We start from the raw sequence: 13681 nt of genomic DNA, 5'->3' as shown, positions 1-13681 counted from the left end.
GAACGCCGATGCATGGACCGGCGCATGGACTTCCGGAGGCGGTACCGTGGTCGCGGCGCCGCCGATCGGCCGAATTTCCACAGCGAGGGAGTGCCCGTGTCCGCAGTGATCAACTCCGACGCTGATCCGATCACCGTCGAATGGTTCAGCGCCGGGCGCACGTTCGCGCTGGCCACGGTGGTAGCGACCGTCGGTAGCGCCCCACTGCCGGTCGGCTCGGCCATGGCGGTCGGGCCGGACGGTGTGGCGCTGGGCGGCGTCTCGGGCGGCTGCGTCGAAGGAGCGGTCTACGAATCCGCGTGTGCGGTCCGTGATGGCGGCGTCGCGCGGCTCGAGACGTTCGGATATTCGGATAGTGAGGCCTTCGCGGTCGGTCTGACCTGCGGAGGCACCGTGACGGTTCTGATCGAGCCGATCGATCGCGGCACCTTTCCGCAGTACGACCTCGTCGTGGCTCGGTGCGCGTCGGGCGAGCCGCTGGCATGGGCGACGACCTTGCCCAAGGGGCTCGACTCGACGGTAGCGCACCAGGTCTACGGCGCGGACGGTTCCACATCGGGATCACTCGGCGGCGACCCGATCGATGCCTGCGCGGCCGGCGAGATATCGGCCATGCTCGCCGCCGGAACCACCGGGGTGCGCACGCTCGGGGCCGACGCGCCGATCCGGGTATTCGTACGATCGATTACCCTCCCGCCTCGGCTCATCATCTTCGGTGCGACCGATCACGCCGCGGCTCTGGCCAAGTTCGGCCGGTTGCTGGGCCTGCGGGTCACCGTCTGCGATGCGCGCCCGGTTTTCGCGAGACCCGAACGCTTTCCCGACGCGCACGAGGTGGTCTGCGACTGGCCGCACCGCTATCTGTCCAATACCCGGATCGATGCCGCGACCGCGATCTGTGTGCTGAGCCACGACGCCAAGTTCGATGTGCCCGCGCTGCTCACCGCGTTCGCCACACCGGCAGGCTATATCGGCGCCATGGGTAGCCTCCGGACCCACGATGACCGCATGCGCCGCCTGCGAGACGCAGGCGCGACCGCACAGATGCTGTCGCGCCTGCACTCGCCGATCGGTCTCGATCTCGGCGGAAAAACCCCGGAAGAGACCGCGCTGTCGATCCTGTCCGAGGTGATCTCCGTGCGCAACGGCCGGAGCGCGCAGCCGCTGGGTCAGCGCGCCCACGGTTCAGCGGTCGGTGCGTAGTCCCGGAGAAACGCCGTTTCGGACGATTACGGCGAGCCGCGGGGCCCGACGACCTACGCGTAGTGCCGGGGTGGCCACTGCCGCAACAGATCCCGCTCGCGGGCCAGGAACTCGGTAAAGGTCGTAGCCGGTCGGCCGGTGAGATCATGGACGGCCGAGGTCGTCTCGGCGTGCGACCCGCCGGCGACGTCGGCATACAGTGTCGCCACGTCGGCGGCGAACTGGGCAGGTAACCCCTGCGCTGCGAGGCCGTCCGCGAAATCCGCTGGAGACTGATCGATGTAGGACACTGTCCGGCCCAGTGCCTCCGATAACCGGGCGGCGATGTCGGCGTGGGTGAGAGCTTCGGGACCGGTGAGCACGAACCGCCGCCTGCTGCCGAGGTCGCGGGTCAGCAAGGCCGCGGCACAGGCGGCGATGTCGGCGCAATCGATGTAGGGCACGCGACCCTGACCATAGGCGCCGAGGAGGTCGCCGCCGCTGGTGAATGCGCCTGCGCCGGTGAGGAAGTTCTGCATGAACCCGTTCGGCTGCAAGATCGACCAGTCCAGCCCGGACGCCTCCAGCCGGGCCTCGATCTCGGCGTGCGCGCCCTCCGCCAGCGGACGACCGGCCCGAGCGCCGCGCACCGAGACCTTCACAATGCGCTGCGCCCCCGCGCGCGCCGCCGCGTCGATCACGGTGGTCTGCTGGGCGATCATCGGTTGCGGCCCCGCGGTGGGTTCCGCTCCGGGTGAACAGAGGAACACCTGATCGACTCCCGACAGTGCGGTCGCGATCGAGTCCGGATCGTCGAAATCTCCGATCGCGAGGGCGCAATCCAGTTCGCGCCCGCGCTCCGGGTCGCGCACCAGTGCCCGGAAGGGGGTGCCCTGCTGCCGCAGGCGTCGCACCAGATGGCGGCCGATCGAGCCGGTAGCGCCCGTGACCAGGATCATCAGCTACTCCTTCTAAAATCGAGAGACCCTCGAAATATATCTCGAGGGCTCCTCGACTTAGGAGTGCTGTGATGGAGGAAACCGAATCCCGGCCCCGCCGACCACGCGCGGATGCCCGCCGCAATCGGCAGCGGCTGCTCGCCGCCGCCGATGAAGTCTTCGGCGCGGGGGGCGCCGACGCGCCACTGGAGCATGTGGCCCGGCGCGCCGGTGTCGGCATCGGCACGCTCTACGGCCACTTCCCGACTCGCCGGGCGCTCGTCGCCGCGCTACTCGCCGAGCGCAATGAGGAGTTGTTCGAACACGGTGACCGGTTGCTCGACGGTTCGATATCCGCCGACACGGTGGCCGAGTGGGTGCGGGCGGTCGTCCGGCACGCCGCCACCTATCAAGGCCTGGCCACGATGCTCGTGCACAGCCTGGACGACGACGGCAGTGAACTGCGCGCATCGTGCCTGCGGATGAACTCGATCGGCGCGGAGCTCCTCGACCGTGCCGTCCGATCGGCAGCGCTCGGGCCCGATGTCACCGCCACCGATGTGTTCACCATCATCAACGCGGCAGCCTGGACACGCGAGCACGCCGGCCCCGATCGCGCGGATCGCTTGATCACCCTGGCCCTCGACGGGTTACGCGCATCGGCCCACTCGACAAGGTGCGGATGATCAGGTCTTGCGGCAACCGGTGCCGAGTCCCGAGCCGCCGGGATACCTCATCCTCCGACAAACCGGGGCGCTCGCTTCGCTCGGAACGCGGCAAGCGCCTCCCGCATGTCCGCGGTGCGACTGGCCAGCACCTGATTGCGGTTTTCGATCATCAGCGCCGCATCCAGCGACGGGGCGTCGACGTTGGTTTGCAGCACCTGCTTGGTCAGCGCCATGCCGACCGGGCTGTTGCCCCGGATCTGATCGGCGACCTCGAGCGCCCGATCGATCAGGTCCTCCGGTTGGCAGACGTCGGTGACCAATCCGATGCGCAGTGCTTCCGCCGCGTCGACGAACCGGCCGGTCAGCAGGATCTCGGTGGCGCGTCCGAGCCCGACCAGCCGCGGTAGTGCCCACGAGGTGCCGAGATCGCCGCCGGAGAGCCCGATCCGGACAAACGCGGCATTGAACCGCGCTGTGGTCGAGGCGATCCGGATATCCGCGGCCAGCGCCAGGCTCAGCCCGGCGCCGGCGGCAGGGCCGTGCACCGCGGCGATCACCGGAGTGGTCATGCGCGCGAACCCCGACACCGATTGTGCCCACGACTGCTGTCCACGTAGCATTTCCGCCGCGGACATATCGGGCAAGGTCGCCGCCTGATCCAAGTCCAACCCGGCGCAGAACCCGCGTCCACTCCCGGCGAGAATCAATACTCGAATGTCGTTGTCCGCCGTGACTTCTCGTTGCAATTCGACGAACTCGTCGAACATTTCGAAGGTGATGGCGTTCAGCCGAGCGGGCCGGTCGAGATAGGCTACCGCGATTCCGGGTCGCGGCCGATCGATACGCAGGGTGGTGTAATCGGCCAACGTCCGGCTCCTTTGTGAAGATGATCGACCTAATTTCAGTCGGCGGCCGATGATCCGCCCATGGTCGCGGAGGCTTCAGAGAATCTTCAACCTACCGGTCCCGGGTGGCAGGGTCAAGGCAAAGGCATTTCAAGGCAAAGACATTCGCGCATCATCGCCGCTGACGGCGGGGCGGAGCTCACGCATCATGGACAATCATGTCGCTCAGCGGATAGTGCAAATCTCGATCAGCGCGTAACCTTGCTTCCCGGCAACAGGAGAAATCCATGAAAGATCATGCAAATGCGGCCGCGGCGCAGCACGACGAGGCCGCGCATTCGGATCGGTGGCGGCCCCGCTCGGTGGATCGATCATTTTCTGTCATGATGCGCCGGACGAGGAAGCTGTCGCTGTGCACCGCATCGCCACCCACGACGGGGTTCTGAAGAATTGGAAATAATCGACGCGGGGTAGCCACTGCGGCCGGCCTCTCGCGGAGAGAAGGAAGCAGTGAACCTCGCTGGAGCATCGATCCCACAGCAACATCTCGTGCACACCGATGATCTCGACATTGTCCGGACGGCAGTGTCGACCTTCTTGACCGACCATCGTGTCGGCTTGGTCGAGCCGGCGGCCCTGGATGCGAGCTTCAGCGCGATCAACATCAACAAACTCACTGTGTTGCGGATCGAGTACGGCGCCGCCGTCCGGATCGAAGCAGATCCGCCGGAGCCGCCGTTCCACATCCTTCAATTGCCTTTGCGGGGGTCCGCGCTGGTCGTGTCGGGTCGCGAGAAGGCGGTGTCGACACCCGACCTGGCTTCGCTGCCCGACCCTCGACGTGGTTTCTCGATGAAGCTGGCGCCCGACTGCGCGCAGGTCGCCGTTCGCGTGGAGGCGGATCATCTGCAGCGGCATCTCCAGTCGCTCATCGGCCGACCGGTGCTCGAACCGGTCACCTTCGACCTCGAGATGGACCTGCGGACGAGCCGGAGCCGAAGTTGGCGCGCATCGCTGGATCTGTTGCTCGCCGAGACGCAGCGGACCGGGGGCCTGCTCGAGCACCCATTGTTGTCCGCGCAGATCGAGAGCGTCATCCTCACCGGACTCCTGCTCGCGCAGCGCCACAACTACAGCGCGGCTCTGCAAGCCGAACAAGTGCCTGCCGCTCCGCGACCGGTGCGGCGTGTCGTGGAACGCATCGAGGCCTCTCCCGAGTTGCCGTTCACGATCGAGGAACTGGCCACCGACGCCGGCGTGACGGTCCGGGCTCTGCAAAAGGGATTTCACGACCTCCTCGGCTGTTCGCCGATGGCCTACCTCCGCGAAATACGCCTCAATCGGGCCAGGGAGGCGCTGACAGACGCGGACCCGGCGTCCGGCGCCAACGTCACCGATATCGCTTTGGCCTGGGGCTTCATGCATCTCGGGAGATTCTCGGTGGAGTACCGCCGCCGATTCGGCGAGTCGCCATCGCAGACATTGCGGCGATAGGAGAGCCGCCCGGCCGGTGGTGTCTGTAACCGCTGCGGGTGGGCCTGCGGTGAATTTAGGAACAACTGGACCATAGCATTGCGCCGATCAGTCGAGTAGCCGAAATGCGGCCGAGCTATCCAGAAAATGCCGGCGGTGGACAATCCGCACGTTATTCGGACGGATGGACAATCGTGCCGCTATACGGATATTGCAACCAGAGATCGGTTGGGTACGTTGGCCTCCCGAGGACAGAAGAGCTGTACAGACGCTCAGTCGGCGTAAGGGAGCTTCCGATGGATGAAAAACAGGACGCGGTCGTCTTGGTTACCGCCAGTGAGCGGGATACCGTGTGGTTCGGCAAAAATTTGGTCGACATCATCGCCGGGGGAGAGCAGACCGGTGGTGCGTATGCGATTTTCGAGCTGATCGGTCCGCCCGGTGACGAGGTGCCGCTGCATTTGCACACCGATGAGGACGAGGCATTCTTGATCATCGAAGGTGAGATGACGGTATGGGTCGGTGATCAGAAGCGGGTTCTCCAGGTGGGGGATTACGCGCTGATGCCCCGCAATGTCCCGCACTGTTATCGGGTGAGTTCCGATGCGCAGGCCCGGTGGCTCGGGATCACTTCACCGGCCGGGTTCGAAGGGTATGTGCGCGAGATTTCGGCGCCTGCGACGGAGCGTCGGCTGCCTGATCCGCTGGAACTCACTCCGGAGGTGTTGGCCGAGCTGGGTGCGGTGGCGACGAAGTACGGAGTGCGGTTTCTCGGCGCTCCCGGTACGCGCCCGTCCGATCTGACGGAGTAGGTGAATACTGTGAATGGACTGCACGTCGGATTGGATGACGACGCCTTACGGCTGATCAGTGCCGCGGAGGCGTTGGTGCCGACCCTGGCCGAGCATGCGGAGGAGGTCGACCGCAGCGGCCATATCTCCCCAGCGATCTTCGAGCAAGTGGTCGATGCCGGCTTGCTGCGGGTGTGTGTCCCCAAACGGCTCGGTGGGGAACAGCAGAAGCTTCAGACGCTGCTCGCGATCAGCGCGACGTTGGGGCGAGGGTGCGGCTCCACCGCCTGGGTGACCCAGAACATCAGTGGCACCGCGCTGTTGGTGGGCATGTTCGGCGAGCGGGCGCAGCGCGAGGTCTGGGAGAGCAACCCCGATATCGGAGTGTGCGCTTCGCAAACCATGGCGTCCGCGGTGACTCGAGTCGAAGGGGGCTACCGTATTTCGGGACGGTGGGGTTTCCTGTCCGGTGTCGAACAGGCCGGATGGGCGCTGCTGATGATGCCGATCGTGGAGGATCCGGCCGCGCCGGAAATCGGATTCGCTCTGGTCCCCGTTGCCGCCGGCACTGTCGAGCCGACGTGGAACGTCGTCGGGATGCGCGGGACCGCGAGCAATACCTTGGTGCTCGATGATCACCTCGTACCGGACCACCGCGTCCTGTCCATCACCAAGGCTCTGGCCGGTGACTATGCCACCGAATACCGGGACGAGGCGCTTTACCGCACCCCGATCGGTCCCAGCCTCGGGCTCGGACTGGCGGGTTCTCCGATCGGCGTGGCCCAGGGTGCGCTGGAATATGTGCTGAAGTTGGCCGACAAGCGTGGCATCGCCTACAGCACGTTCGCGTCGCAGAGCGCGTCCACCGGATTTCAGGTACAGGTCGCCGAAGCAGCGTTGAAGATCGACACCGCGCGGCTGTTCGCCGCGCAACTGGCCCGCGATCTCGATGACGCCGCCACCGGGCGAGCGGCGCTGGAATACACCGACCACACCCGCTTTCGGGCGGCGATCGGGTTCGCCTGCCGGCAGCTACGTGAAGCGATGCAGATCCTGCTGAGCGCGCACGGGACGGCGTCCTTCGGCGAAGCCAACCCCTTGCAGCGGATGTGGCGTGACGTCAACACCGCCACGAGTCACGGCATGCTCACCCCGATGCTGGGCTTCGAAATATACGGTAAAGCGCTGGTCGGCAGTAAAGAAATAATCGCCCCACTGGTGTAGGCCCCGGTTGAAAATGGGCCGATCAAACTGATAAATAAAAATATCGCCGAATGGCAGGTAGATTTGATGAAACAAGAAATTCGACCCGCACCCGAACGAATTCTTGTGTTCGGCGCCAGTGGACATGTCGGTGGCCCGGCGGCGGCTGCGATCGCGGCCGCCCCGGATGCGCCCGCGCTGCGGCTCGCCACGAGTTCCGCCGAGAAGGCCGCTGAACTGAGGGCCGGCTTTCCGTCGGCGGAAGTTGTGCAGGCGAGCTATACCGACGTGGCCGGCCTGGTCGCGGCATTCGATGGTGTCGACGCGGCATTTCTCATCACACCGGACTTCAGGATCGACGAGCGCCAGGCGATGATCAATATCAGCGCCGCCGCGTACGCGGCGGGAACGCAGCCGCACCTGGTCAAGCTCGTCGGCGTGACGATCGGCGTCAACAACGTCAACGAGCTGCGCACCGCTCTGCGGGACACGCCGGGACCGTCGTTGCAGTACCAGCAGGCCCGAGCCGTCCTGAACGCGTCGGGACTGCCGGTGACCTTCTTGAACTGCTTCGCCAACTTCATGGACGATTTCCTCACGGTGTGGCTGCCACCGGTGCTCAACCGCAGAGTGCTCGCGGCTCCCTATGACCGGAGCTCGTTGTTTGTCGATACCCGTGATGTGGGCGAGGCGGCGGCGCAACTGCTGCTTCGGCCGCACAACCGCGAGCACGACGGGTACATGCGCCACATCACCGGTACCCAGCGGATCAAGTTCTCCGAGATCGCCGGCATCATGACCGACATTCTCGGTGTCGAGATCGCCTACGAGGATGATCCGCACAAATTCAAGTCCGAACTCGGGGACCTCTTCACCGCACACTACGGCCCCGGCGTAATCGACTGGTTCCTCGCCTTCTCGGAGAACGAGCAGAAGGAGGAACCGCTGTTCATCGTGACCGACGAACTGCGCTACTTGCTGGGTCGCGAACCGCGCACGCTACGCGAATTCTTCGAGGAGCGCAGGCACCTCTTCCTCCCGGAGAGCTCACCGCTGGCGCAGGGCGTATAAGGCCGGCAGGGCCTGGTTCGCCACGCGGTCTGCCGGTGACCACCTCGGCACAGAAGAGAATTTTCCATGATATTGAATACCACCACCGGTACCGTCGTCGGCCGCACTACCGCGGAGGTTACGGCTTTCCGCGGAATCCGCTACGGAAAACTGGCGAACGGGCACCGTTTCGATCCGGTCGCGCCGGCGGGCCGCGATTCCGCACAGGATCTTCGCGACTTTCCAGCCGTTTTTCCGCAGCTTCCGAGCCGGCTCGACACTCTCTTGGGCGCTGCCTGGCGCGAACACCCACAAGAGGAAGACGCCTTTCTGCTCAACATTTGGGCACCGTCCGGCGCGTCGAATCGGCCGGTATTGTTCTTCGTGCACGGTGGCGGCTTCGTCTCCGGCGGCGGCGTCATATCGTGGTATTCCGGCCACCGGCTCGCCCGCGAGGGTGACATGGTTGTGGTGACCGTGAACTATCGACTCGGACCACTGGCCGATCTGATGATCGGGCCGCCCGGTGCGGATACGAATCGTGCGGTCGACGACCTGCTCCAAGCAGTGACCTGGGTGCGCGAGAACATCGCGATTTTCGGCGGTGATCCCGAAACTCTGACCGTAGCGGGTCAATCGGCGGGTGCCTTTTATACGCAAATTCTGGCGGTGCTGCCAGAGTCTCGGAGCCTGATTTCACGGCTGTTGCTCATGAGCAACCCCGGAATTGCGGCCTCCAGCTGGAGTCGTACCGCATCCCTCAGCGACGAGGTCATCGAGAATTTACGGGGTGAAGACCCCGGAACCGCGCCGATCGAGAGACTGCTGCTGAGTCACCAGCAGGTGATGAAGAAGCACGTCGAGTTCGGATCGGTCGCTCCTACCTGTCTGATGCCGACGGCGGACGCGCGCGTCCCGGACTGGCTGGACGATCCGGCCCGGATCGCGCGAGCGATACACGTGGCGGACCTGCTGGTCACCTTCACCCATGACGAGACGGGGGCATACTTCTTCAACTCCCGCGAGCGGGCTATCACCGATGAGCAGCTGCGCCGGCTCGGGTACCCGCGGAGCAGAACCCACGACACTCCGTATGCGGAACTCATCGCGCACACGACCGACTCGCTCTTCGCGGATCACGCGAAAGCGCTGGTCGCCGAATCCCGCGGGCGCGGCATCCGAGCCGAATTGCGTGAGTTCTCGGTGCCGAGCCCGCTGGACGGTCTCGGAAGCTGCCACGGCCTGGACACCCCATTTCTCTTCGGGAACCGCGCGGCCTGGGCCGGCGCCCTCCTGCTCGACGGGATCGACGACCATCTTTTCGAAGCAGAGGGCGGAAAAATTCGCCGCGCGGTGGCTGATTTCGTACACCACGGGGTGAAATGGTGACGCAGGAAAAGGTGACGTTCTGTCGTATATGTGAGCCCGCGTGCGGCCTGGTCGGCACAGTCGAGAAAGGCAAATTGCTGACCCTACGACCGGACGATGATCACCCCCTCAGCTCGGGTTTCGCGTGTCCCAAGGGCATCGCCTACGCGAGTGTGCAGAACGACCCGGACCGGGTGCTGTACCCGATGCGGCGGCAGCCGGACGGCTCTTTCCAGCGAGTGTCCTGGGACGAAGCCATGCATGACATCATCGGGCGAGTGCGCGGCATCCGGGAGAAATACGGTGCGGAGAGCCTCGGCTGGTACACCGGGAACCCCGGCGGACTGAATTACAGTCATCTACTCTGGACGTTCGGCATAGTACGTGCGCTCGGAATTTCGCATTGGTACTGCGCCGCTTCGCAGGACACGCACAGTCGATCCGTCGCAAGCCACCTGCTCTACGGGCATCAGATGGTGGTTCCGCTCCCGGATCTCGAAGCCGCCGAGACCGTCGTCATCTTGGGCGCCAACCCCGTGGTGTCGCACGGGAGCCTGGCCTCCATTCCCCGGTTCGCCGACAAGCTGCGCGCGGTCGAGAATCGAGGGGGGCGGGTCATCGTGATCGACCCGCGCCGGACCGAGACCGCGCGGCTGTTCGAGTGGACGCCGATCACCCCGGACGCCGACGCGTGGTTGCTCCTGTCGATGCTCCACGTCTTGTTCGGCGAGGAGCTGTTCGATGCGAAGGCCCTGGCGGCATGCACCGGTCACCGTGAACTCCGCGCGGCGGCGGCACGCTTCGCACCCGAAGCTACCGAGGCGCGGACCAGTATCCCGGCCGGGGTGGTGCGTGACCTCACCCGGCGTATCGCGGGCACCAGGGCGGTTCTGTACGGCCGCACCGGCACCTGCCTGGGCACCAGCGCGACGCTCGTCAATTGCCTGATGGACGCGGTGAATCTCGTCGCAGGCAATCTCGACAGCAGCGGCGGCGCGATCTTCGGCGACGCGGTGCTCCCGATGCGGGAGGTAACGGCATCCACGTACAACACCCGCCGTAGCCGGATCGGAAACCTGCCCGAGGTCTCCGGTATGGAGCCGGCCGCCAACATGGTCGCGGAAATCCGTACACCGGGACGTGGCCAAATCCGCGCCATGTTCATCGGTGCCGGGAATCCGGTCGTGTCCACCCCGGGTGGCCGGCACCTCGGTGCCGCGTTGGACGAACTCGACCTGGTCGTATCGCTCGACTTGTACATCACCGAAACCAGCGCGCACGCGCACTACGTGCTGCCGGCGACCGCGATGTACGAACGGGAGGACGTCATGGTGTTCGTCCAGCCGTACTATCCGAAGCCATTCGTCCAGGCGACCGAGGCGCTGGTGGCCCCTGCCGGTGAGGCGCGCGCGGAATGGGAGATCATCGACCAGCTCGCGCGTGGTCTCGGCACCCGGGCGCTGCCCTCCCGGGCGCTGCGTGCGGCGGCGAAGGCCGCGGATGTCGTCGGCAGGCCGCTCACGCCACAGACAATGCTGAACGCGATGATCCGGGTCGGCCGCGGCGGTGACCTCTTCGGCTTGCGGCCAGGGGGACTCACCTTCGACAAACTGGTGAAGCGCAATCCGCACGGAATACTGTTCGCCGAGGAATCCGTCGCCGGGCGGCGACGGAAGGTGATCCGCCACCGCGACCGCAAGGTGCATTTCGATCATCCCGGGATCTGGGCCGAAATCGACCGATTGGAGCGGCGCAGCGGCGACCCGGAATTTCCGTTCTTCCTGATCGGGATGCGTGAATTGGGCTCGGAGAATTCCTGGATGCACAATGCCACGCAATTGCGCGCCGGGCGTCCGGCCCATGCCGCGCGCATGCATCCCCGCGACGCCGAGGAACTCGGTGTGGTGAACACCGGGCGCGTGCGCCTCGTGTCGAGGTATGCGGCGATCGAGTTGCCGGTGCTGATCACCGAGGACATCCACCGAGGTGTCGTCGCCGTGCCGCACGGCTGGGGCCATGACGGCACTGGGCGCTGGAGCACCGCCAACCGCGAAGGCGGTGTCAGCGTCAACGATCTGATGACCACCGCACCGTCGGATGTCGATCCCCTGTCCGGTGTGGCGCACCTCAACGGAGTACGCATCCGAGTCGAGCGGGTGGAAACTGATGTCGAGAAAGAGGTTTGATCGATGGCGTATGTGATTGCCGCACCGTGCGTCGCTGACTACTCCTGCCTGGAGGTGTGTCCGGTCCAGTGCATCCGGCCGCGACCGGATGACCCGGAGTTCATGCGTACCGAGCAGCTCTACATCGACCCGCGCGCGTGCATCGACTGCGAAGCGTGCGTGACCGCCTGCCCGGTGAATGCGGTATACGAGGCGTCTGGGCTGCCGCGGAAGTGGGCGGCATACGAACACGTCAACGCCGAATACTTCCAGGCGCGGACATGACGGCGCCCCTGCGGGTCGCGGTCGTGGGAGCCGGACCGGCCGGTATGTACGCTGCCGGGCACCTGCTCGAAGGTCCGGCGGGTACTTATCTCGACGGCGGGCTCCGGCGCTCGAGCCACCACCCGATCGAGGTGGACATGTTCGATCGGCTGCCCACGCCGGGGGGACTCGTCCGGTATGGCGTAGCACCCGACCATCCGCAGAAGAAGCTCATCCAGACCGTGTTCGACGCGACGGCCGCGCGCCCGGGCTTCCGGTACTTCGGAAATGTCGAAGTCGGCAACCACATCGCCGCTGAGGAGCTGTCGCAGTGGTATGACGCAGTGATCTATGCGATCGGCGCGGCCGGTGACATATCGATGGGAATCGCCGGCGAGGAGCTGTCGGGATCTCTCGCCGCCCGGGTCTTCGTCGCCTGGTACAACGGTCACCCGGACTACCGTGATGTCGAGGTCGACCTGTCCCATGAGCGCGTCGTCGTCGTCGGAAACGGCAATGTCGCCCTGGATGTCGCCCGGATCCTGACCATGCCGATCGGAGAGCTGGAACGTACCGATATCGCACCATACGCGCTGGAGGTGTTGCGCGCCGGCCGAGTTCGCGAGGTCGTGCTGCTCGGGCGGCGCGGTCGCGTGCACGGCGCGTTCACCAACGCCGAACTGGAGGAGCTCGGTGAGCTGCCCGGTGTCGACATCGTGGTCGAGGGCGATTCGCCGTCCGGCGGCGACCGCGATCCGTTCGACCGGGACGCGTCGACGCGACGCAAAATGTCCACTCTGCGACGATACGAGCAGCGGCCGGTCACAGGGCAGCGGCGCGCAATCGTGTTGCGGTTCCTGACCTCTCCGGTACAGATACTCGGAACAGACAAGGTGACCGGACTGCTGGTGTCGCGCAATCACCTCGAGCGCGACGATTCCGGCTCTCCGTGCGCGCGCCCCTCCGGGGTGAGTGAGATCCTCAGCACGGGTTTGGTCATCAAGGCGATCGGTTATTCCGGCACCCCGCTGCGCGGTGTGCCGTTCGACGAGTTGCGCGGCGTCATCCCGAACGTCGACGGTCGCGTCGTCGATCACGAGCGACCCGTACCAGGGACCTACGTGACCGGCTGGATCAAGAGAGGCCCGCGCGGAATCATCGGGACCAATAAGAAATGCGCGCGCGACACCGTCCGGGCGTTGCTGGCCGACGCCGCGGCCGGCGTACTGCCACGCGACGGCACCTTGGCAGCGGCAGCGGTGAAAAGTATTGTGGCAAAGCGACGCCCGCAGATGATAGACCAGCGCGGGTGGCTGCGTATCGACGACCACGAGCGCCGAGCGGGCCGAGCCCTGGGACGTCCTCGGCATAAGATCACGGATATCCCCGGACAACTCGAGGCCGCTGCGCGGTATTTGCTTCCGAATTCTTGCCGGAGTCGCCGAGACGACGCGTGCCCGGGGCTGATCGACACGCAGGCGGAAGCGTCGAAGACATAGCACCATTGGATAATATCAACGCTATTCGGATAGATTTTCCGTATTTCAGACGATACGCTCGTATTCCGAAGTGGCCGACCGGAGATGATGCAATTCCGACGTGCCGTTCGGCATTACTCGAGCGGCGGGATTCGATCCGCTAGTCCCGCAGTTCGAATTACTGATCACCACTGATGAGCACATATTTTCGATTCGACAACGCAGGCGGTTTCCCTCGGGTGACGAGCCCGGATAT

The 13681-nt window shown here is 65.3% G+C and carries 12 protein-coding genes; 10 read left to right on the top strand and 2 right to left on the bottom strand.

Translation table 11 applies throughout. From position 1 onward, the window contains the following. The first annotated feature begins 96 nt into the window (after window positions 1-96). Window positions 97-1203 carry an XdhC family protein gene (locus ACT89H_RS06705; protein ID WP_445107631.1) on the top strand — a complete coding sequence of 369 codons (1107 nt, stop codon included), beginning with the start codon at window positions 97-99 and terminating at the stop codon, window positions 1201-1203. A gap of 53 nt (window positions 1204-1256) precedes the next feature. On the opposite strand, the gene ACT89H_RS06700 is transcribed toward ACT89H_RS06705, so the two are convergent. After that, window positions 1257-2141, bottom strand: coding sequence for an NAD(P)H-binding protein (locus ACT89H_RS06700; RefSeq protein WP_445107630.1), 885 nt, complete (start codon window positions 2139-2141; stop codon window positions 1257-1259). A 71-nt stretch (window positions 2142-2212) separates the two neighbouring features. On the opposite strand from ACT89H_RS06700, the gene ACT89H_RS06695 reads away from it, so the two are divergent. Further along, a complete protein-coding gene (locus ACT89H_RS06695) occupies window positions 2213-2806 on the top strand; it encodes a TetR/AcrR family transcriptional regulator (protein WP_445107629.1) in 594 nt (197 codons plus the stop codon). Window positions 2807-2853: 47 nt separating this feature from the next. Here the strand turns inward: ACT89H_RS06695 and ACT89H_RS06690 are convergent, their stop codons facing one another. Continuing rightward, a complete protein-coding gene (locus tag ACT89H_RS06690) occupies window positions 2854-3654 on the bottom strand; it encodes an enoyl-CoA hydratase/isomerase family protein (protein ID WP_445107628.1) in 801 nt (266 codons plus the stop codon). A 489-nt stretch (window positions 3655-4143) separates the two neighbouring features. On the opposite strand from ACT89H_RS06690, the gene ACT89H_RS06685 reads away from it, so the two are divergent. The 8 genes from ACT89H_RS06685 (at window position 4144) to ACT89H_RS06650 (ending at window position 13446) form a co-directional block, all read left to right on the top strand. Then, on the top strand, window positions 4144-5127 hold the full coding sequence (locus ACT89H_RS06685) for an AraC family transcriptional regulator (protein WP_445107627.1): 984 nt from the start codon (window positions 4144-4146) through the stop codon (window positions 5125-5127). A 275-nt stretch (window positions 5128-5402) separates the two neighbouring features. Continuing rightward, on the top strand, window positions 5403-5918 hold the full coding sequence (locus tag ACT89H_RS06680; protein WP_445107626.1) for a quercetin 2,3-dioxygenase: 516 nt from the start codon (window positions 5403-5405) through the stop codon (window positions 5916-5918). Further along, window positions 5919-7121, top strand: coding sequence for an acyl-CoA dehydrogenase family protein (locus tag ACT89H_RS06675; RefSeq protein ID WP_445107625.1), 1203 nt, complete (start codon window positions 5919-5921; stop codon window positions 7119-7121). Between the two features lie 66 nt (window positions 7122-7187). Further along, window positions 7188-8171, top strand: coding sequence for an NmrA family NAD(P)-binding protein (locus ACT89H_RS06670; protein ID WP_445107624.1), 984 nt, complete (start codon window positions 7188-7190; stop codon window positions 8169-8171). A 66-nt stretch (window positions 8172-8237) separates the two neighbouring features. After that, the gene (locus ACT89H_RS06665) at window positions 8238-9539 is read left to right on the top strand and encodes a carboxylesterase family protein (protein WP_445107623.1); all 1302 of its coding nucleotides are present in this window, start codon (window positions 8238-8240) and stop codon (window positions 9537-9539) included. Then, window positions 9533-11704 carry a molybdopterin-containing oxidoreductase family protein gene (locus tag ACT89H_RS06660; RefSeq protein ID WP_445107622.1) on the top strand — a complete coding sequence of 724 codons (2172 nt, stop codon included), beginning with the start codon at window positions 9533-9535 and terminating at the stop codon, window positions 11702-11704. The genes ACT89H_RS06665 and ACT89H_RS06660 overlap by 7 nt, the downstream gene beginning before the upstream one ends. A gap of 3 nt (window positions 11705-11707) precedes the next feature. After that, window positions 11708-11968, top strand: a complete 261-nt coding sequence (locus ACT89H_RS06655; RefSeq protein ID WP_445107621.1) for a 4Fe-4S dicluster domain-containing protein — start codon at window positions 11708-11710, stop codon at window positions 11966-11968. Beyond that, complete coding sequence (locus ACT89H_RS06650) at window positions 11965-13446, top strand: FAD-dependent oxidoreductase (RefSeq protein WP_445107620.1); 1482 nt, start codon at window positions 11965-11967, stop codon at window positions 13444-13446. Before ACT89H_RS06655 ends, ACT89H_RS06650 begins: the two co-directional genes overlap by 4 nt. Window positions 13447-13681: the final 235 nt, after the last annotated feature.

The organism is Nocardia aegles, assembly GCF_052545135.1.
The sequence above is the reverse complement of the archived record's forward strand: the minus strand, read 5'-3'. Positions and strand labels throughout refer to the sequence as shown.

Coding starts and splice junctions, on each gene's coding strand:
- ACT89H_RS06655 (WP_445107621.1), top strand. CDS start 11,708: ATGGCGTATGTGATTGCCGCACCGTGCGTCGCTGACTACTCCTGCCTG.
- ACT89H_RS06665 (WP_445107623.1), top strand. CDS start 8,238: ATGATATTGAATACCACCACCGGTACCGTCGTCGGCCGCACTACCGCG.
- ACT89H_RS06695 (WP_445107629.1), top strand. CDS start 2,213: ATGGAGGAAACCGAATCCCGGCCCCGCCGACCACGCGCGGATGCCCGC.
- ACT89H_RS06680 (WP_445107626.1), top strand. CDS start 5,403: ATGGATGAAAAACAGGACGCGGTCGTCTTGGTTACCGCCAGTGAGCGG.
- ACT89H_RS06700 (WP_445107630.1), bottom strand. CDS start 2,141: ATGATCCTGGTCACGGGCGCTACCGGCTCGATCGGCCGCCATCTGGTG.
- ACT89H_RS06670 (WP_445107624.1), top strand. CDS start 7,188: ATGAAACAAGAAATTCGACCCGCACCCGAACGAATTCTTGTGTTCGGC.
- ACT89H_RS06650 (WP_445107620.1), top strand. CDS start 11,965: ATGACGGCGCCCCTGCGGGTCGCGGTCGTGGGAGCCGGACCGGCCGGT.
- ACT89H_RS06660 (WP_445107622.1), top strand. CDS start 9,533: ATGGTGACGCAGGAAAAGGTGACGTTCTGTCGTATATGTGAGCCCGCG.